The following is a 23,387-nucleotide window of genomic DNA, read 5'->3' on the forward strand; positions in this document are numbered from 1 at the left end:
AATGTTAAAATTTTAACGTGTTAAATTCCTAATTAAGCAAGAGCTATATTACTGATATCCCAATAATTACACCTATTAATACAGATTATTACAATAACAATAGTCGAAAATGATATTATCATGCTCGTAAAAAACTATTAATGAAATATCGGTAATTGAAGGAAAAGTGCTATTATTATACCAGATTTTGATTTTTTTAACATTTAGACACTGCAACTAATAATATTAAAAAATCAATTTCTACACATTTAATTTAAACTAACAAACAACAACGATTATGAATCAAAAACGTGATTACACGTTGATGAAATCCCAAAAAAGGTCTTCCTTTATTAAGACTGGAGTTTTATCAATGCTTGTTTGCTTAAGTGCCCAATTGGCCCAGGCAAATGAAAACACAAGTACTTCAAACGAAGTTGAAGTAAAAACACTTCAATCTACCATTACAGGAACCGTTCTTGATGACACTGGCCAACCACTACCTGGTGCTAATGTCGTAGAGAAAGGTACTACTAATGGTACACAAACAGATTTCGATGGTAACTATAGCTTAAATGTATCTGATGGTGCTACATTAGTATTTAGCTATATAGGATTTAAAAGCACACAAATTGCCGTAAACGGTCAATCAAGCGTTAACGCAACTTTAGCTGAAGATGCCGCGGCTCTCGATGAAGTTATTGTATTAGGGTATTCTACCCAAACAAGAGGTGATTTAACTGGTTCAGTAGCCTCTGTAGATGTATCTGAAGCAACAAAAGCACCAGTTGTAAATGCTGCTTCAGCATTACAAGGTCGTGTAAGTGGTGTTACTGTAGTACAAAATGCAACACCAGGTAGCCCTCCAAAAATAAACATTCGTGGTTTTGGTACTAGTAACAACACCAACCCACTGTTTATTATAGATGGTCTACAAACAGATGACCCATTTGTTTTGAATAGTATTAACCCGAACGACATTGATCAAATGAACGTTTTAAAAGATGGTGCTGCAGCTATATATGGTGCAAGGGCATCTAACGGGGTAGTAATTATCACAACTAAAGGTGGCGGTTACAATATGGATAAACCTGTTGTATCAATTGACACATATACAGGTGTTTCTACTTTAGCTAACACGCCAGAGTTTTTAAACGCACAACAATTAGGAGATGTGTTATTTCAAAGTTCTGCTAACGACGGTACAGCTTTTGATCATCCACAATATGGTAATGGATCATCTGCTGTTGTTCCTTCTGCTTTAAACGGTTACACAAGAGTAGTTTCTTATGACCCTATTACTAGAGGTCCTGCTTCTGCAACTGTTAACCCTAATGGCACAGATTGGATTGATGCAATTACTAGAACTGCTATTATACAAAGTATTGCATTCTCAGTAGCAAATGGTGAAGAAAACAGTAAATACAGTCTTTCTGCCAACTACTTGAATAACCCCGGTAACCTTTTAGAAACAGATTATAAAATCGGACAAATTCGTTTAAACTCTGAATTTAAAATTGGAGATAAAGTACGTATTGGAGAACACTTTAGTACAGCTTATTCAAATTCTAAAGGTGGCGGCGGTGCTCAATACGAAGAAGCAGTAAGAAGTAGCCCGTTAATTCCTTTATACGATGATGCAGGAAGATTTGCTGGTACTGGAGCACAAGGAACAGGTAACTCTAGAAGTCCTTTGGCTAATTTAATTAGACAAAGTGATAACTTTAATAAGACGGTAAGAATTTTGGGAGATGTATATATGTCTGCCGAAATTTTAAACAACCTTACCTTCAAAACAACTTTTGGTGGAACCATAAACTCATTCAACACACGTAGTTTTTTAAAATTAGATCCTGAGCATAGTGAGCCTTTAGGAACAAATGCACTTACTGAAACAAATCAAGATGGTTATTCTTGGACATTTACGAATACGTTGAATTATAAAAAAACGTTCAATAATAGTAAAATTGATGCTTTAGCAGGTATTGAATCAGTAAAAGATGGTATAAAAGGAAAAACAGTTAGCCGTACCGGTTTCTTATTCGAAACTCCAGATTTTTACTTATTAAATAACGGTAGTGGTGTTCCATTCGTAAATAACGCATTCGACGCTACAACATCACTTTATTCTTTATTTGGTTCAGCTACGTATTCTTATGGTGACAAATATTTTGTTACTGGGACCTTACGTAATGATACCTCTTCTCGTTTTACAGGAGATAATAAAAGTGCTACATTCCCTTCACTTAGTGCAGGTTGGGTAGTAAGTAAAGAAGATTTTATTTCTTCTGACGGAGCTTTAAGCTGGTTTAAGTTAAAGGGTTCATGGGGGCAATTAGGTAACCAGTCGTTGCCTGCTAGTAACCCTACTATAAATATTTCATCCTTAAACGAAGCTCAAGCCAATTACGCTCTTGATGGTAACTCAATAACTACAGGTGCTATATTATCCTCAGTTGGTAACCCAAATTTAAAATGGGAAACTAGTGAGGCTATCAACGCTGGTATTGAATTAGGTTTTTTCAATGATAAATTAAATTTAGATTTTGAATGGTTTAACATCAAAACAAAAGATTTAATTACACAAGATAACAGCTTAATAAGTACTACAGCTATTGATGCTAGTGCGCCTTACGTTAATGCAGGTAATGTTACAAACACAGGTTTTGACATTAACCTTCGTTATAAAGACGAAACTACTGCTGGATTAAAATATGGTTTTGACATTAACTTCTCTCACTACAAAAATGAAGTAACTGATTGGATTAGTGAGTTCCAAACTGGTAATGATGGTTTCCGTGGTGGTGCTGTATCTAGAACACAGGTTGGTCAGCCTATTTCTTCTTTCTTTGGTAGAGAAGTAATCGGTTTTACTGATGAAGGTAGATTCGAATACAGAGATGTAAACGGTGACACAGTAATTGACGATGATGACAGAACCTTTATTGGCTCTCCTCACCCAGATTTCACTTATGGTGCAAACTTTAACATAGGATACCAGTCTTTTGATTTGTCTTTATTCTTACAAGGTTCTCAAGGAAATGACATTTACAATTACCAAAAGATATTTACCGATTTTCCAACTTTTGTTAACGGTAACAGAAGTGTAAGAGTATTAGATTCTTGGACACCAACAAACACTAACGCAACATTGCCTGCTTTAAGCAACTCAATTCAGAATAGTGAAACACAACCAAACTCTTACTTCGTAGAAGATGGTTCTTACTTACGTCTTAAAAACATTCAATTAGGTTATGCTTTTTCTGATAAGGTAACTGATAGAATCGGATTAGACTCTTTTAGAGTTTATCTTCAAGGGACAAATTTACTTACTATTACAGGATATGAAGGTTTTGATCCAGAAATCATTTCTTCAGTAACTGGTAATAACTTAACATTAGGTGTAGACAGCCAGGTTGTTCCTCAATCTAGAATATTTACACTTGGATTTAATTTAAAATTGTAAAAAAATGAAAAAGAATTTAATTTATTTACTCATATTATTTGTTGCTATAAGTGCATGTAGCGATGATTTTACAGAGCAACCCGCTGTAGGGGCTCTTAGTGATGCCGCTGTACAAAATGAAGCAGGTGTAGAATTATTACTAGTAGGCGCATATTCAACTTTAGACGGAATACGTAACAACTTATCTGGTAACGGATTTGCTGCAAGTGGAGACAACTGGTGGTTCGATGTTATGGCAGATGATGCCCATAAAGGAAGTACTGATGGTGATCAAGCTGACCTATTTGAAATGGAAATTTACAACTGGACAACTGGTAACCCTTACGTTCTTGGAAAATGGTCTTCTATTTTTGCAGGTATAAACCGTTCAAATGCAGTTATCGCTTTAATTGCGACTATAGAGGATGCCGACTTAACTGGAAAACTTGCTGAAGCTCGTTTTTTACGTGGTCATTTCAATTTTGAATTGCAGAGAATTTACGGAAACGTACCTTACATTTCAGAAGAGAATTATGCAAACACAGAATTTAATCAGCCAAATCCTGGTCCTATCTGGGACCAAATTGAAGCTGATTTACAGTTTGCAATTGACAACCTTCCTGCGTCACAAGCGCAAACAGGTAGACCAAACTCTTGGGCTGCTAAAGCTTATTTAGGAAAAGTTCACTTACAACAATCTGAATGGGCAGCAGCTTTCGATTTATTCGAAGAAGTAATCAACGATGGTCCTTATTCATTAAATCCTGAATTTGTTGCAAATTTTGAAAGCGCTGGAGAAAACAGTTCTGAAGCTATTTTTGCAATTCAATTTACTGCCGATGACGGTCAGTCTTTGAACGGAAATATTGGAGGGGTATTGAATTTCCCTAATCCAGGACCATTTGGATCTTGTTGTGGTTTTTACCAACCTTCTCAAGATTTAGTTAATGCTTTTCAAACAGATGGTTCAGGTCTTCCTTTATTGGACACCTTTAATGATACTGATGTTGCTAATGATTACGGTTTAGAAGATGCTGATGCGTTCACACCCCATGCAGGTCCTTTAGATCCTAGATTAGATTATACAGTAGGTAGAAGAGGTATTGATTATAACCGTTATGGTACTTTCCCTGGTCATTCTTGGATTCGTGCAACTTTCTCTGATATTTCAGGTCCTTATTTACCTGCTAAAAATGTTTACCAATCTGGCGATACCGACAATCAAGGTTCAGGTGCATGGGGACAACAACACGCAGGTATCAACTATCACATAATACGTTATGCTGATGTTTTATTAATGGGAGCTGAAGCTGCTGCCGAAACTAATGATTTAGCTTCTGCATTAACATGGACAAACTTAGTTCGTAACAGAGCTAAGAACATGACCTACATTCAAAATGAAGCTGGTGATACTGATGCCGCTAACTATGAGATAGAGCCATATACATCTTTTGCTAGTCAAGATTTCGCTAGAAAGGCTGTTCGTCATGAGCGTCGTTTAGAGCTTAGTATGGAAGGTCACCGTTTATTCGATTTAAGAAGATGGGGTAATACCGAAAGTGTAATGAACGAGTACGTTATAAATGAAAGCCGTACAATACCAAACTATGGTACTAAAGCTAAAACAGTTGAAGCAAAACATGATGTATTGCCTATTCCTTTATCTGCTATCGATTTAAGTGGTGGAATTCTAGAGCAAAACCCTGGCTATTAATAATTAGTTATGAAATTTGTAATAAGCAGGACATCAAATTGATGTCCTGCTTTTTTTTGAACAAAACTCAAATAAGCAGAAACTCAATTTCTATAGTAGTCAAATAACTCTATATTAAATTATAACCGCACATAATACTAGCTAAACTGAAACATTTTTATAAAAAATAAACAAGTTAAATCTTTAAGTAAGAACACAGCTACCTGTGATATTCAGTACAAAAACACTATTTTGGTACTGTAAAACTGTAGATGACCATCTGCAAACCAAAGATATTTTATCACATTATTTTCTTTACAATAAACACTCTATATATTGAATACTTCTTCACGATTAAATAGCACTAAATTCACAACTATGCGAATCCTTTCGGCTATAGGTATAACTATACTTATTATCAGCATTTTTTCATGCAATCAAAAAAAATCTACTACCCTATTTAAAGTCATACCTTCTTCAGAATCTGGAATCTCATTCAACAACAAAATTGTTGAAACCGATAGCTTCAACATTTTAACCAGTGAATACATATTTAATGGTGGTGGTGTTGCAATTGGAGATTTCAACAATGACAATATGCCCGATATATTTTTTAGCGGAAATCAAGTAACTAATAAGTTATACTTGAATCAGGGGAATTTCAAGTTTAAAGATGTCTCTAAAGAATCTGGTATAGAAGCACTAAACAAATGGAATACCGGTGTGGCTCTAGCAGATATTAATAACGATGGTTTTTTAGATATATATATATGTTCTGCGATGTTAGACAGCGCTGAAGAAAAGAAGAACATTCTTTACATAAATAAAGGTTTAAATAAAGACAACATACCCACTTTTACAGATAAAGCTTCAGAATTTGGAGTTGAAGAATCAGGTAATAGTATGGGAGCTTCCTTCTTTGACTACAATAAAGACGGACTTTTAGATTTATACGTTTTAAACAATGTTGATATTCATGTTTTACCATCTAATTTTAGAAAAAAAATTACTGATGGCTCTGCATTAAGTAATGATAAATTATACAAAAACAATGGCGATGGTACTTTTACAGATGTTACTATAGAAGCTGGCATAACTATAGAAGGTTATGGTTTAGGGCTTTCAATTGCAGATTTAAATTACGATGGATGGCAAGATATCTATGTAAGTAATGATTATCTATCTAATGACATTTTGTACATAAACAATCAAGATGGCACATTTTCCAATAAAATAAAAGAGAACATAAAACACCAAAGTAAGTTCTCTATGGGTAACGACATATCTGATTTTAATAATGATGGTTACCTAGATATCATCACATTAGACATGCTAGGTGAAACCAACGAACGGTTGAAAACAACTTTACCCGGAAACAAATACACCGAGTATATATTAAATGACCGTTTTGATTATGAATATCAGCATACCAGAAACATGCTGCAGAAAGGTAATGGAAACAATGTACCGTTTAGTGAAATTGGTTTAATGGCAGGCGTATCAAAAACAGACTGGAGCTGGTCTCCCCTATTTGCTGATATGGATAACGATGGTTATCAAGATATATTAATTACAAATGGATTTCCAAGAGACATTACAGACTTAGATTTTGGTGATTTCAAATTTAACGTAAGTAGATATCTAAGTCCCGCACAAATTTTAGACTCTATTCCTAAAATAAAGATTCCTAACTACGCCTATAAGAATAACAAAAACAACCAGTTTACAGATGTTAGTGAAAATTGGGGAATAGGCATTCCCTCCTTCTCCAATGGAGCAGCATTTGCAGATCTAGATAACGATGGCGATTTAGATTATATCGTAAATAACATAAACGACGAAGCTCTTATTTTTCAAAACAATACGGATAAAAAAGATGGACTACATAATTACCTAAGTATAGAGTTATTAGATACTTCTTCAAAATCGCTAAAGACAGGAGCCAAAATTGCATTAAAATTTAAAGACGGTACTTTTCAATACCAAGAACACCATACGTATAGAGGCTATATGTCTACCGTGGAAGACATTGCTCATTTTGGACTAGGCAATAAAAAACAAGTAGCATCTATTGAAGTACTTTGGGCAGATAACAAGTTTCAAAAAATAGAGAACGTTGAAGTTAACCAAAGGTTAATCATAAAATACGAGGATGCAATTTCGATATTTTCAGAAGATTTAAATTTTCCATTTGTTGCAAAAAAAGTAGACCCAATCTTCAAAGAAGTTTCTAATGCTATTGGCATCAACTATTTACATAAAGAAAAAGATATTGTAGATTCTAATATTCAACGAACTATACCACACAAACTAACTCAAAATGGTCCTGTCATAGCTACAGGAGATCTTAACGGCGATGGTATAGAAGATTTTATTATTGGTAGCTCTTCAGGTATGTCTCCACAATTATTTTTTCAAGACAAAGAAGGCAGCTTCATACAACAGACATTATTTAGTGATGAAGAAAACAAAATCTATGAAGAGGAAAGTATTGCTTTATTTGATTTAGAAAATGATGGCGATTTAGATATGTACCTAGTTTCAGGCAGTAATGAATTCAACTTAGAAACTATAAACTATACCGATCGATTATTAGTAAATGATGGCAAGGGTAACTTCAGTGTTTCAACCAATAAAATGCCACAAGTAAATGCAAGCGGCTCAGTCGTTACCATCTCAGATTTTGACAAAGACGGTTTCGTCGACCTCTTCGTTGGTGGCAGAACACCTTATTCAAAATATCCCACTGCTGAAAAAAGCTTCTTACTAAAAAACGAAAACGGCATATTAAAAGATGTGACAGATAGTCTTGCTCCAGAATTAAGAAACCTAGGTATGGTTACCGATGCAGTTTGGGCAGATATTGATTTAGACGGAAATGATGACTTGATTATTGTCGGTGAATTTATGCCTATCACTATTTTCAAAAATAATAGAACTAGTTTCAATAAATTAGAAAAAACAGGAGTTGAAGAACTTTCTGGTTGGTGGGAAAGTATTGTAAAAACTGATATCGACAATGATGGGGATATTGATTTCATAGTAGGCAACTTGGGTATGAACAACTACTATCAACCATCATCAGAAAGACCAGTTACAGTAATCGCGAAAGATTTTGATAACAATGGTACTATTGACCCTGTTATGTTTGCTTATTTTAAAGAGAGCTTTGATAATCCTACATACAAATCATTTCCTGTAAATTTTTGGGGAGATTTAAATGGCCAAAGCCCCCTATTTAGAGGTAAATTCAGCACTTTTAAAGAATACTCTAAAGCAACCATCTCAAGTTTATTTACCGATGAGGAATTACAAGGATCAACAAAACTAATTGGCAATTTCGATAAGAGCATAGTTTTGGAGAACATGGGCAATGGTACATTTAAATACAATGCATTACCAATAGAAGCACAAGTTGCTCCAATTAACGGAATTGCAACATTAGATTATAATAATGACGGCAATGAAGATATATTGTTAGTAGGTAATGATTTTGGAAATGAAGTCTTCATTGGACGATATGACGCCTTCAATGGTTTATTATTACAGCATAATGGTAAAGGTAATTTCAAACCTATTGAGACATCTAAAAGCGGATTTCTAGTACCAGGTGATGCCAAAAACATCATAAAGGTAAATAGTAATCTAGAAGACCGACCATACTTCATTGTTACTCAAAACAGAGATTCTGTAAGGGTATTTCAGAGGAATTAATTAGCAATTTCTGTTACCTCAATTCCTGATTCATAAACCAATCATACAAAGCTTCTGTTTCGTAAGCTTTGATCCAAGCGCTATGACCTACATTGGGGTATCTGGTAAATATAACTTCGTACCCCATTTCTTTTAATTTAGCTACCATGGTTTCAGATTCTTCTATTGGTATCGATTTATCTTTCTCCCCATGAAAAACCCATATAGGCATGTCTCTATTAATCCAAGAAGCATAAGGTAAAGGCGTCATTCCACAGACTACTGCCATCGCAGCGAAGGTATCAGGATATTGCACTGCCATTTCCCATGCGGCACCACCTCCACGGCTTAATCCGGTTAAATAAATTCTACGTTTATCTATTCTATTATTATCTACAATGGAGTCTAGTAATTGCTTCACCGCCCTTGTATTCCACCACTTTTTTTCATTAGGGTTCTGCGGTGCCAATATTAAAAACGGAAATTTCTTTCCCTGAACTATAAGTTTTGGCGGACCATTTCTTTTCACCGTAACCAAACTATCGCCCGATTCACCACCGCCATGTAAAAACAGTAATATCGGGAAATCTTTCTCAGGCTCCTCCTCGTAATCTTCTGGATAATACAGGTAATAGGCTAGGTTCTCTTTTACATTCGTTTCCATTTCTGAATCTATCAGAATAGGTTTTGCCTGAGATGCACAACTTTGAAAGATAACCAGTAAAATAATATATATAATTGACCTCATCTGTAAATTCAAAATTTCTATCAAATGTACCTTAAAAACAAGCTCTTTTAAAGTTAAAGTGGTTTTAGGTCCATTTGTGTTCGAAAGGTTAGACGAATAAGAATTCAAAAACTTATTTAAAATTATACAAAGCAAAAAGGAGGATGCAAAATGCATCCTCCTTTTTCAAATTTATGTTCTCTCTATTATTTATCTGTATAAAGTAAAGTGACCCACATACTTAAGCGAATCGCTATTGGCATTTACTACATACCAATAATCTCCTGTCGGCACTTCTTTACCTTCATATTTACCATCCCAACCACTTACCTCATCTAATATAGCCACTACTCTACCATAACGGTCATAGATTCGAACCTCAACACCATCAAAAAGTTCTCTATTATTCGGCGACCAGATATCATTTAGATTATCTCCATCGGGAGTAAAGAAATTAGGGAATTCTAACATACCTGTAAATTCAAATGGTACACTAAGTTCTAACTCACAACCTCTTGCATCTCGTACACGTACATTTACAATTCCGCTTTCATTGGTTGTAAAGGTAGTTTCCTCACCAAAAGATTGTCCGTTGAAAAAGAACTCATATTCACCATATCCACCAGCTGCAGTTGCAAGAACCTCATTTGGTCCGGTTTTATCTACTACTAAGCTTAAAGGCTCATATCCATCAATACTAAACTCTACCATATTGGTACAACCATTTTCATGATAAATGTATACGATATGATCACCAGCAGGTAAATCTCCCCAAACATATTCGTCGTTGGCATTTGCAGTAATTGCATCTGTAGGATCAATAGGGTCAAGTGCGAACATTAATTCTGACAACAAGTTGGTATTAGCCAACTGAATAGTTGATGTACTTGTAGGGAATATGCCTTCACAACCATATTGTACTTGAGGCTCTGCTGTTAAATCTACCCCTATATCTATAGTAAACAATTCTGATGCTGTACAAAAATTAGAATCTTGTATGTAAATTATATACGAAGCACCGCCCTGTAAATTTTCACTTATTTCTCCGTTATAAGGTGCAAATACTGCTGTTCCCGTTTCATCAACTGGATCAACCATTTCAATTTTATACTCAAAATACGGAGTAGGATTCACTAAAACATCATCAAAAGGAGTACCACCACTTATATCAAAAACCACTGTACCATTATTAGCACCGATACACAATTCATCTGTAGTCTCAATATTAATTACCTCTAACTGATCTGGCTCTTCAACGGTGATAAAATCTTTTTCAAAACAACCGTTGTCATCTTTTATTAAAATCTCATATGTACCTGCCGCAAGTTCATCAAAAGTATACGTACCTGGATTATCAGAATCGCTAAAGAACTCATTAAAATTAGGAGCAATTGCAAACTGAATTAAGCCTTCACCACCAGCACTAACAGAAACAGTTATAGTACCATCTTCTTCTCCATTACAAGTTACATTAGTTGGCACAGCATCGAAAATTATAGGATCTGGTCTAACTATTTCAAAAGGACCAGCAATGTCCATACAAGTATCGCCACTAGTTACAGCAATGTAATATTCTGTACCTGCAGGAAGACCTTCAAAAGTACCATTATCTTGAGGACCTCTTATTACCGTTGCAGTCACTGCAGGATTAAAAGCATCTACAGGATCCCCTTCATATAGGTAAAATAAATCTGCACCTACACCACCGTTAACAAAAGATTCTATTCTACCATCTAATTCAGAAGCACAAGAAATATCATCTGGTAAGTTTGGAAGTAAAGTAATACCCGTGGCATCAGTCATGGTAATACCATTAGAACGTATTGCCGGACAAACACCAGCCCCATTCACCTTTCTAACATCAAATTGATATGTAATACCTTGAACACCTGTAATAGTTACAGAATTACCAGTCATTGGCATATAAACACCTATAGTTACTCCGTTTTCAACTCTTAAGTATTCATAAGTAAATAAAGGATCAGGATTCTCTATTGTCATTCTCATTTCTCCGTCTCCTCCACAACCAGGTACTCTTGTTTGTACCAAAACTGGTTGAACTGGTGGTGGTGGGTCTACGTAATACGCTTCCGTTACAAATGAACATCCGAAACTAGAAGAAACTTCTATTGCATACCAACCTGCACTAATATATCCGCCACTATCGCCAATGAAAGTAGGCGTGTTCTGTAATCCACTTTCAGACACAACAGCTGTATTATCATCACCACTTAAGTATAATAATGTGTAATTGTAACCTGCACCGAAAAAACCTCCGCTTGCACCTGCTGTAGCGGTAATGGCATCACCCGTTGTAGTGTCATAAGCTTCAAGCACTGCATTATTACCATTAGGGCAATCTAGTGTTTGTGGTTCTCTAATACCGGCGATAATTTGTGGCACTTCTTCCAATTCTATTTCTACTGTATTTGTGCATCCTTCAACATCTGTAATTTCTACTTCATAGAATCCGAAAGACAAACCTGTGAATTCATTATTATTAGAGAATGCTGCAATTTCAGTAGTATACGTAGCACCGCCATCTGCACTCATTAGTAATCTATACTCATACGGAGTAGTATCCCAGCCACCAGTACCAGTAGCAATTATCTCACCTGTATCATTTGTGCAACTTACATTACCTATAGATTCTGCAGTCACTTGAAGTTCCCCATTAGGAGTTCTAATATTTGTAACATTACTTGTACCAGTACAGAATGGAATATCTGCAGAAACAACATCAACAATCAAGTTGCCACCTGGTAAATTATCTATTCTAGCCTCAAATCCATTTACATCAGGGTAGTTAGTTGTATTAAAAATTTGAGAGGTTAAAAGTGTAGTTCTAGTTACATCAGTTGCTTCATAAACAAACACCTCATATTCACCAGAATAATTACCTACAGTTATAAATAATGCACCATCATTACCAGGTACTGCACAACTAACAGGTTTAGCCTCGCTAATTAAAACCGTTGGTGCTATTGGCGTATTCACCGTATGCACTGGCATTGGGTAAGTACAACCGACTGTATTGTCGGTTACTTCGAATAAATAATCACCAACATCAGGCAAGTAAACATCTACATAGTTATTACCTGAAGTATTTGATACCGGAGCTACAGGAGTAACCGATACCGTATTTACTGTAAAATCAGTTGTACCTATAACTTGTATACGTACACGTTCATCATCTCTACAATTTAAAATATCTACATCAATAATTGTTGGAACTACATCTGTTGGCGGATTAATGGTAGGAACATCAAAAGTAGTCTGACAACCATTTCCATCTATAGCATACACTGTAATATCTTGTGCACTACCATCATCTATAATTTCAAATGTATTACCAGGTTGGTAATTCTCAAAACCGGTAATACTGTACTGATATCCTGAACCAACAGTACCTGCATCAGCAATAGTCACTGTAATAATCGTTGAACTATATCTATTTGCACCTGGTTCACAAGCAAAATCTGCAGCACCGGCAGTAATACTAAATGCATCAGGATTTGTAATCGTATGTACAGCAGATAACACCTCACAGTTACGTGCCGTCACTACCTGAACTTGATAATCACCTGCTGGTAAATCTGAAAATGCACCAGTATTATTTCTATCTTGTTCAGAAGATGTAGTTAAGTTATTTAGGATATAGGTAATTGGAGTGTCTTGAGATGTGAATGGCACTAATGCATTTGCAGGACCAACTACTACCTCTATAGACCCATCATTTTCATCTCTACAGCTAATATCAATTGCTTCTTCTGAAACTATAACTGGCTGTGCTGCTTGATTTAAAATGATGTTTGACACCGTAATTTCACAGAAATCAACACCATCACGAACTATATTGTCCGTTATTAAAACCTCATAAGTACCAGGAGTTAATCCTGTAAAAATTGGATCATTAATTTGGGTTATTGGGCCAACGGAATTCGAATTATAATCCGTTCCAGTTAATTCAAACTCGAAATCTCCACTACCGCCATTCGTATATATTGTTATTATTCCGTCAGCATTATTACAAGTACTCTCTGTTGAAAACTCACCTGTAGCAGATGAGAAATCATATACAGTAGCAGTACCTTCACTAGTACAACCATTAGCATCTACAACATCTACAACATAATCACCAGGACTACTTACAATATATGTATACTCCCAAAAAGCACCAACTACGGTTGGTAATTGTTCATCACCACCCAAAGTAAATCTTGGCGTGTTTACAGAACTAGGTACTCTTACCGTAATATCAAAAGCAGTAGAAGTAGGATCACATTGATTTACTACAGTAAAATCTGGAATAGGTAAATCTGGATCTAAAGAAATAATCGTAGCAATATCAAATGAAGTACAACCACTTGCATCTCTTACATAAACATCATAAGTACCATCAGCTGCAGAAAACGTAGTATCGGTTGTCCAACCTGTAGGAGCTACACCTGTATCCATAAAAGCAAATTCATATGGTCCACCAGAACCACCTCTACCCTGAACGGTTACCTGACCAAATGCATTACAATTTGCAGGAACCTCTTGTAAAATATCAATATCAGGTAAATTCTGAAGTATTGTAACCGGAACGGCATCTGTACATGTATCGGTTAAATTTTCAACCAATATCTGATAATCGCCAGGTAATTCTGCATATGTATCAGTATAAGGCAATCCAGTTGTGGTGACAGAATTTTCAAGAACTATACTTGAGCCATCTGAATTATCTATTAATGTAATTCTTAAAGCATCACCAATGGTAAAACCAATGATGTCATAAGCTATTTCTCCATTTCTATTCGTATCACAAGCCCCAGGTGTTGAAATTGCAGTAACCTCTAAAGTGGAAGGTGCATCTACAGGTGGAATTTCCTGCTCATACGTACAATTTGTAACCACATCTAAAACAACAACCGTATAAGCCACACCATATTGAATACCATCAGTAGTATTGCTAAAGGTATGATCATTGACAGCTGGTGTATTATTTAATGCGTAAAAACTAGGCTGATCTAATAATCTAATTTCATATGAACCAGAACCTCCACTTACGGTAACTGCATAAGTAAATGACGTATCATCACAATCTACTGGTGCTGGTGGTGGAATTGGTGTAATTACTACTTCATTTGAAGTAATTGTCACCGTATCAATATCGGTACAACCATTGGCATCTATTGTAATTACAGTATATGTACCCGTAACCAAACCAGCATCTAAAATTTGTACCGGAAAAGTACTTTGATTTTCTAAACGTGTAATTTCAACCCCTGTGTTATCTTCAATAATAAAATCATAATCAGGTGTACCGTCAGTTACAGCATCAATATTGATTCCACCACTAACTGGTCCACTACCTCCACAAACTGCCTGCTCTTCAGAAACCGTAGTTGAAGGTGGCGGTGTTGAATCTAACACAATATCAAAAGTATCAGCTGGGGTTTCACAACCTCTAGCATCTCTAACCAAGTAAGAATAAGTACCTACAGTTAAGTTGGAGTATACTGTTTCTGAAGCCCACCCCGTTCCATTGAAATTAACTTCATATGGTGGCACACCACTAGTAGCGTCTGGTATGATAGTAACCGCGCCATTATTTGTGGAACTACAACTAACAGGTCTTGTCGTATAAGCAGCCGCTGCAATATTTTGAGGCGGATTTAAGGTAATTGAAACAGACTCTGCTACGCAACCACTACTTGTAGTATTGTTATCTGTAATTCTAAAAACATAATCGCCAGGTGTATTTGTATCATAATCAAAAGTATCGGTAGTAAGTGGCAAGGCAGCTCCAAAAGTAGCACCGCCATCAGAACTAACCTCATACTGTTTTGCTCCAGCTCCAGATGTATAACCTCCATTAACACTTACGTTAATTCTACCATCTGCTCCACCACATGGTATTTCAGCTTCAATACTAGTACTTATCCGTAATTGAGGAGCAATAGTAATTTGTAAACTATCTGAACAGTCATTACCATCTACCACTTCAATTGTGTAATTACCAGGCGAAAGTCCTACAAAAGTTGGAGTTGGTTGTAACGTACCACCATTAATCCTATATTGATGTGTTCCAATAGCTGCCGTTCCCGCAGTAGAAGTAACTGCTACAGTAGCTCCAGTACCTGCTACAAAACAGAAATCTGAAGATGGACCGTCTAAGGCTATACTTGGCGCATCAATAGGGGTTAAATCGAATGAGAATGTATCTGTACAACCCTCAGCATCTTCAACAGTTAATGTATATGTTCCCGCTGCAGAAAGATTACTAAAGGTTCTTCCAGATTTTGGTCCTATTTGCGGTCCTACAGGCTGTGTTAAGGTATATCTAAAAGTACCCCAACCACCAGTGGCATCTGCTCTAACAGCACCTAAATTTCCATTTGCACAACTCATATCGGTAACCGTACTTGTTGCCAAATCTAAAACCGGAGCATCTTGAATATCGAAAGAAGTAGTATCGGTACAACCAGTATCAGCATCCGTAACTGTAATTGTATACGTACCTGCACCTGATAATGGTAAAACTACTTCGTTAGCACTTTGAGGTCCGCCAGAGAATAATCCTCCGTTAATATCATATGTATAGTTATTCGCAAATCCGTCAATAATAAATGTTCCTGTACCATCGGTAGCTCCATTACAAACTCTTAAATCTCCTCCTGATTTTACACGAGCACGAATAGAACTTATCACTACAGGTCTAAATCCTTCAGTATATGAACAACCGTTAACATCTGTTATTTGAAAAATATATGCCTGAGAGGTTAGTAAACCTGTAAACGTATCGTTATTTCCATTATCAAAATAAGCAGGACTAATAATTTCATATCTATTAATTGCAGCGTTGCTTGTTGGAGTCAACTGAACATCAGATGTACCAGCAGCACAACTAACATTACTTTGTGCAAAATCTAGATTAGTTGGAGGATCAACATCTAAAATTTCTATCGAAGTAAGATCTAGACGACAACCACCTGCATCACGAATAATAGGTGTATACGTACCTGCTGCTAAATCTGTATAAGAAGTTATTGCAGAGAAATTGACCCCATCAATACTAAAAACATATCCACTACCTGATCCACCAGAAAACGGACCAACAAAATCAATTTGTCCGCCAGTAGTTCCTGCTCCTGTACAAGTAACATCAGAAATTTTAGTTGCACTACCTGTTAATGAACCAACAGTATCAACCGTTATAGAAGGTAAATCTAAAGTACATTCGAATGCACCTTGTTGGTATCTTACTTCAATATCATTATAAGTACCCGCAGCTACTGAAATTTGTGGTGTATTCACCCAAACTTCAGAAGCACTTTCTCTATAAGAAATATTATAACCTCTACCATTATTTATAGTAAACTCTAGTTTTGCTCCACCATTACTACACGTACCATCAATACCTGCAACCGTAACATCTGGCGGCAATAAATCTTCAACATCAGAAGAAGCATTTATAATACAACCATTACTATCGGTAATTACAAAATCATAAGTTCCTGCAGATGATACTGTATATGTAGTTGTACCAGAATCTGTAGTAGCATCTCCAAATGAAGGTTGAACAGTGCCACCATTAACTGTAAATGTATAAGGTGCTGAACCTCCTGTTGTGTTTAAAGTAATATCTACACTAGAGATATCTGAACAACCAAAACTACTATTAACTTCAGTTGAGGCATCCAAAGCCGAAGCACCCGCCCCAATAGTTAAGGGATTACCACTTGTATCAACATCCTGTCTTGGAGCGGTAATTCCGTTTAAAGGATCACCTGTACATTGTTGAGTCTCTACCTGAACAGTATATGTACCAAAACCTACCGCAGAAAACGTATAAGGGTTTGTTGCTATAAAAGCAGTAAACTCTTGGGCTACACCACTAGAGTTCAATAGAGTATATTTATAAGGTCCTGGTACGTTAGAGGCAGTAACAGTAATACTACCAGTATCTCCACTACATAATGCATCTGTAAAAGTAGCAGCTATTTGAATTTCCTTTTCTTCTATAACAATAGGCTCATAAGGGTATTCACATGTATTTGCCGTATTTCTTAATCTCGCTAAAATATTATACGTACCTGGTGTTAGGTTAGAAAATATAGCACCTTGCCAAGAAGTACCACCATTAATACTAAATTCGTAAGCACTTGATAAATTGGTAATCTGTATTCTACCATCTACACCACAGATATAATCTTGTTTTACATACGTTTGGGTTATAGTACTTTTCTTTACTTTAAAGTAATAGGGTTGACCATCTACCAATACTCTATATTCAGCACCTGAAGTTGCAGGAACAGAACTAGCATCTAAATTAAATGTTTGTCCAGAACTTAATGTAGAGTAACAAGAAGCTGTTGTATTCGGGCATTCTGTATTTACGTTCGCTGAGCAAGAACCACCTAATACTTGCCATGAAACTGAACTATACGGACCGCCAGACAAACTTATAATACGATCATCAAAATCGCCACATAAATTAAAACGTGCAATTGTAAATCCGTTATCATTACAAGTCTCCGTAGCATCTGCACCCACAATCAGTGTAGTAAACATTGCTGGAGCTGCTAAGTTAGACTTACGTGCAACTTGATTTTTCTTTTCTAAAGTAGATGTGTTTTTGACAGAAACCGAAACAGCCTTTTCGATTACATGAGCCACTTCTTCGTATAAAGTAGTTACTTTAGAGTTGGCTAAAGCCGTAGTACCAATTACTGAAAGAACAATCAGAAAAAGTACATACAGCGCATACCGCTGTTGTTTTGGAAGCATAGGTTAAGTTTCGTTTTTAAGAACAAAGTTGATTTGGGATCTAACTTAGTTCTTTGGTGTAATTTTTTGCTTATATTTTATCCTTTAAATAATCATGTGTTCTCTAACATAATTCTAACGCTCTTATATGAAAAATAGTATCATCTTCAGCCTTTTATTCGTTGTATGGCTAAATTTTTCTTGTGCACAAAATACTGATAACAAAGCAACTACACCAAAAGAGTCTGTTTTTACAGGTGAGCTGTTCGTCGATGAGCTACAGATTCCATGGGGGTTCACCTTCCTTCCTGACAAAAGTATTTTAATCACTGAAAAAGAAGGTAAATTGATTCATTTTAATAATGGAAAAAAAACGATAATCGGTAATTTACCTGAAGTGTATAATAGAGGCCAAGGCGGATTATTAGATGTTGCCCTTCACCCTAATTACAAAGAAAACGGATGGATCTACCTCACTTACGCATCAACGGAAGGTGATGAAAAGGGCGGACATACCGCATTAATGAGGGCAAAATTAAAGAACAATTCTTTAACCGAAACACAAGTACTTTATAAGGCGGTACCGAATACTACAAAAGGGCAACATTTTGGATCTAGAATTGTCTTTGATAATGATGGTTACCTATACTTTTCAATCGGTGAACGTGGGGATAGGGACATTAATCCACAAGACATTAAAAGAGATGGCGGTAAAATTTATCGTTTACATGACGATGGGCGTATACCGAAAGACAATCCGTTTATAAGCGAAAAAGGCGCGAAGACTGCAATTTACAGTTACGGACACCGAAATCCGCAAGGGTTGATAAAGCATCCTATTACAGGAAAAATTTGGGATAACGAACACGGACCTAGAGGTGGTGATGAAATAAATATTATTAAAAAAGGGGCTAACTACGGATGGCCTTTAGTTACCTACGGAATCAATTATGGCGGTACCCCAATTACAGACAAAACAGAAATGAAAGGTATGGAGCAGCCCATTCATTATTGGGTACCATCTATTGCCCCAAGCGGAATGGAGTTTGTAACTACGGATAAATACAAAAATTGGAAAGGGAGTTTATTGGTCGGATCTTTAGCTTTTCAATATTTAGAACGTTTGGTTTTAGACGGAAACAAAGTAATATCAAGAGAAAAATTAATGGACGGACTAGGTAGAGTACGTGCTGTAAAGCAAGGTCCCGATGGTTTTGTTTATGTCGCCGTTGAAGGAAAAGGTATTTATAAACTAATTCCGAAAAAGTAGCATAATACCAAGCTATCGAAATCAAAAAAAGGTCTGTAATCATATTTGATTACAGACCTTTTTTTCTAACATAAAAATTAGAAGAGCTACTTACCCCCTACCAGCATCAATAGCTAGCTTAACGGAGCCATGTTCTTTCAATAAAGCTTCAGCGGCGGTGTATTCAATATTCAGCCCTTCCATAATATAGCGCGTACCACGATCAACCAACTTATCGTTGCTTAATTGCATGTTTACCATCTTATTCCCTTTAACTCTACCAATTTTTATCATCAAAGCGGTAGATATCATATTTAATACAAGTTTTTGAGATGTACCACTTTTCATTCTAGTACTGCCGGTAAGAAATTCAGGACCTACATTAATCTCAATAGGAATATCTGCAATTCTGGCTATTGGTGCACCAGGGTTGTTTGTAATTGCAGCCGTTAAGATTCCGTTTTTCTTAGTCTCTTCCAATCCGCCAATCACATATGGTGTACTACCAGATGCAGCTATACCTACTACCACATCATTCGAATTAATATTATGAGCTTTTAAATCTAACCATGCCTGTTTAGTTGCATCTTCAGCATTTTCTACTGCTTTTCTAATGGCAGTATCACCACCAGCAATTAAACCAACTACACGCTCATGTGGCATACCAAAAGTTGGCGGAATTTCAGAAGCATCTAGAATTCCCAATCTACCACTGGTACCGGCACCGATGTAAAATAATCTTCCACCTTTATTAAATCTTTCGGTTAAGGCATCTACAAGTTTTGTTACTTGCGGAATCGTCTTTTCTACTGCATCGGCAATCTTCTTATCCTCCTCATTCATTTTTTGAAGAATAGTAGTGGTATCCATCAACTCTAAATTGTCGTGGTTCGACGGAGTTTCGGTAATTTTCTTGTAATCCATATACTTATAAAATTTTTATATCGTGGTTTCTAAAAGCCTTTAACAATGTATCATCAGGCTTTAACTCTGTAATCATCGTATTAATAGAATTAATATCGCACGTTTTATATCTGTGTTGAGAATTCAGTTTTTCTGAAATGGATAAAAGCACGGTCTTCTTTGAAGCTTTAATCACCGCTTTTTTGATTTGTACAATATCCCAATCAAATTCTGTTAATCCGTAGGTAGCATCAACATATCCTGTTCCTATAAAACTATTATCGAATCGTATTTCAGATATATGATGAATGGCATTTGCGCCTATAGCAATCTGTGCTTCCTTAGAAATTTGCCCACCAATAGAAATTACATTAATATTCGCCTTATGAGACAATTCCATAGCTACCGGTAAACTGATCGTAAAACAAGTAAGGTTTAGATTCTCAGGTATAATTCTGGCAAGTTCCATACAAGTAGTTCCTCCATCTAAAAAAATAACGGCACCATCTCGTAACATACTAACCGCCTTCACCGCAATTGCGGCTTTATCTTCTATCTTATATATATTAGTATTTCTAGCACTATTGGTCATGTAACCCATAGAGATAGCACCACCATGAACTTTACGCAGTTTATTCTCCGCATCAAGCTCTTTTACGTCGCGCCTTATAGTATCAATTGATACGTCTAAAGACTCAGCAATATCTGTTATAAGTATTCTATTGTGTAGATCAACCTCACTTAAAATAGTTTGCTGACGTTCTTCTTTTAGCATGTAATAGCAACTTTATTACTTATCAATATGTCAAAGATAATGATTTTTACCACATGCCGTTTTATGACGTTAATGTTAGTGTAACATAAAATTAAGATTAATTAACGGCATAATACGGCATAATTTCTTGCAAAAAACGGCATTTAATAAAAATAACGCATATATTTGCATGATTTAAAAATCCAAAAATCTACCACTATCTCATGAAAACAACCGTTAAAAATTCTAAAATCGACATCTCCCACAAACCTATAGGTCAGTTTGAAGAAACGCGATTCGAAAAAATACATAATGTCATTTTCGAAGACTCCAATGAAGCTTCAATAGTAGTAGCTCATGAAATTGCTGCTTTAATAAAAAAAAGACAAGGGCAAAAGAGAAATTGCGTTTTAGGTTTAGCAACTGGTTCTTCACCAATAAGAGTTTATGAAGAACTGGTTCGTATGCACAAAGAAGAAGGTTTAAGCTTTAAAAATGTTATCACCTTCAACTTAGATGAATACTTACCAATGGAGCCGAATAACATACAGAGTTATTTCTACTTCATGCATGAACATCTTTTTAATCATGTAGATATACCTGAAAAGAATATTCATATACCAGATGGTACGGTAAGTAATGAAGAAACTACAGCATACTGCTTAAGCTACGATCGCAAAATAAAGGAGCATGGCGGTTTAGACTTTCAATTATTAGGTATTGGTAGAACGGGGCATGTAGGTTTCAATGAACCAGGATCACATTTTAATTCTGGAACACGAGTAATTACTTTAGATCACATTACAAGAGTAGATGCAGCACCTTCTTTTTTAGGTATAGCCAATGTGCCTAGAAAAGCAATTACTATGGGCATCGCTACGGTAAGAAAAGCCAAGAGAATTGTTTTATTAGGTTGGGGTGAAAACAAAGCGGGTATCATTAAAAAAACTATTGAAGGTGATATTTCATCTCATGTACCGGCAACATATCTACAAGAACATGACAATTGTACTTTTGTTTTAGATACAGGTGCAGGCAGTCAATTAACTAGAAACAAAACACCGTGGTTGGTAGATGCCTGCGAATGGACAGAAGAACTAAAAGCAAAAGCAATGGTTTGGCTGTGCGAAAACACAAGCAAGACCATATTAAGTTTGACAGACAAAGATTATAACGATAACGGTATGGCTGATCTTTTAGCCTTAGATGATTCTTATGACCTAAATATTGAAATGTTCAATAAATTACAACATACCATTACGGGTTGGCCAGGCGGAAAGCCAAATGCTGATGACACCCACAGACCAGAACGTGCTACACCGGCTAAAAAGCGAGTGATCATATTTAGTCCACACCCAGATGATGATGTTATTTCAATGGGCGGCACTTTTGACAGGTTAGTGGAGCAAGGTCATGATGTACACATCGTATATCAAACATCGGGTAACATTGCCGTTTCAGATACCGATGCTAGAAAATATGCTGAAATAGCCATGCAAATTAATCCGTCTGACGAGGCTAAAAATATTATAAAATCTATAGCAGAGAAAAACGAAACACGCATAGATGCTCCAGAAGTTAGAAATCTGAAGGGAAAAATAAGAAGAGGAGAATCATATGCCGCAACTAGATATATGGGGCTTGATGATAAAAACGTACACTTTTTAGATCTTCCGTTTTATGAAACAGGTACGATAAAAAAGAAAAACTTATCTGAAGAAGATATTAATATAGTTGTAGATATTATCAAACAGATAAAACCTCATCAAATTTATGCCGCTGGCGATTTAGCTGATCCGCATGGTACACACAAGGTTTGTTTAGATGCCGTATTTGCAGCGTGCGAAGAATTGAAATCCGAATCATTTATGAAAGATTGCTGGGTATGGTTATACCGTGGTGCTTGGCATGAGTGGGATATCAACGAAATTGAAATGGCAGTACCTATGAGTCCGGGGCAAGTATTGAAAAAGCGATATGCTATTTTCTGTCACCAATCTCAAAAAGACGGAGTAATGTTTCAAGGAGATGATTCTAGAGAATTCTGGATGCGTGCAGAAGAAAGAAACCGTGATACCGCCAATAAATACAAAGCAATGGGATTATCATCATACGCTGCTATGGAGGCCTTTGTAAGACATAAATTTAACTAACAACTAAATTGAATTAAAAGGCCTATTTTTAGTTTTA

9 protein-coding genes are annotated in these 23,387 nt (G+C 36.1%); 5 read left to right on the top strand and 4 right to left on the bottom strand.

Annotated elements, in window-relative coordinates:
- Positions 1–277: 277 nt before the first annotated feature.
- From Q4500_RS10675 to Q4500_RS10685, 3 genes are all read left to right on the top strand, one after another.
- On the top strand, positions 278–3,445 hold the full coding sequence (locus Q4500_RS10675) for a TonB-dependent receptor (protein WP_303599655.1): 3,168 nt from the start codon (positions 278–280) through the stop codon (positions 3,443–3,445).
- Positions 3,446–3,449: 4 nt separating this feature from the next.
- Positions 3,450–5,138: a RagB/SusD family nutrient uptake outer membrane protein gene (locus Q4500_RS10680; RefSeq protein ID WP_303599656.1), complete on the top strand. Its 1,689-nt coding sequence runs from the start codon at positions 3,450–3,452 to the stop codon at positions 5,136–5,138.
- 357 nt (positions 5,139–5,495) lie between these two features.
- Complete coding sequence (locus Q4500_RS10685; protein WP_303599657.1) at positions 5,496–8,831, top strand: VCBS repeat-containing protein; 3,336 nt, start codon at positions 5,496–5,498, stop codon at positions 8,829–8,831.
- 13 nt (positions 8,832–8,844) lie between these two features.
- Here the strand turns inward: Q4500_RS10685 and Q4500_RS10690 are convergent, their stop codons facing one another.
- Together Q4500_RS10690 and Q4500_RS10695 are read right to left on the bottom strand one after the other, a co-directional pair.
- Positions 8,845–9,558, bottom strand: coding sequence for a PHB depolymerase family esterase (locus tag Q4500_RS10690; protein WP_303599658.1), 714 nt, complete (start codon positions 9,556–9,558; stop codon positions 8,845–8,847).
- 189 nt (positions 9,559–9,747) lie between these two features.
- Positions 9,748–18,312: a T9SS type B sorting domain-containing protein gene (locus tag Q4500_RS10695; protein ID WP_303599659.1), complete on the bottom strand. Its 8,565-nt coding sequence runs from the start codon at positions 18,310–18,312 to the stop codon at positions 9,748–9,750.
- Positions 18,313–18,439: 127 nt separating this feature from the next.
- On the opposite strand from Q4500_RS10695, the gene Q4500_RS10700 reads away from it, so the two are divergent.
- Complete coding sequence (locus Q4500_RS10700; protein ID WP_303599660.1) at positions 18,440–19,561, top strand: PQQ-dependent sugar dehydrogenase; 1,122 nt, start codon at positions 18,440–18,442, stop codon at positions 19,559–19,561.
- Between the two features lie 90 nt (positions 19,562–19,651).
- Here the strand turns inward: Q4500_RS10700 and murQ are convergent, their stop codons facing one another.
- Both murQ and Q4500_RS10710 read right to left on the bottom strand, forming a co-directional pair.
- Positions 19,652–20,464 carry an N-acetylmuramic acid 6-phosphate etherase gene (gene murQ / locus Q4500_RS10705; protein ID WP_303599661.1) on the bottom strand — a complete coding sequence of 271 codons (813 nt, stop codon included), beginning with the start codon at positions 20,462–20,464 and terminating at the stop codon, positions 19,652–19,654.
- A 4-nt stretch (positions 20,465–20,468) separates the two neighbouring features.
- Positions 20,469–21,218, bottom strand: a complete 750-nt coding sequence (locus Q4500_RS10710; RefSeq protein WP_303599662.1) for a DeoR/GlpR family DNA-binding transcription regulator — start codon at positions 21,216–21,218, stop codon at positions 20,469–20,471.
- A gap of 203 nt (positions 21,219–21,421) precedes the next feature.
- On the opposite strand from Q4500_RS10710, the gene nagB reads away from it, so the two are divergent.
- On the top strand, positions 21,422–23,350 hold the full coding sequence (gene nagB / locus Q4500_RS10715; RefSeq protein ID WP_303599663.1) for a glucosamine-6-phosphate deaminase: 1,929 nt from the start codon (positions 21,422–21,424) through the stop codon (positions 23,348–23,350).
- Positions 23,351–23,387 lie beyond the last annotated feature (37 nt).

Origin of the sequence: Maribacter sp. 1_MG-2023, from assembly GCF_030547005.1 — a bacterium.
Classification (GTDB): Bacteria; Bacteroidota; Bacteroidia; order Flavobacteriales; family Flavobacteriaceae; genus Maribacter.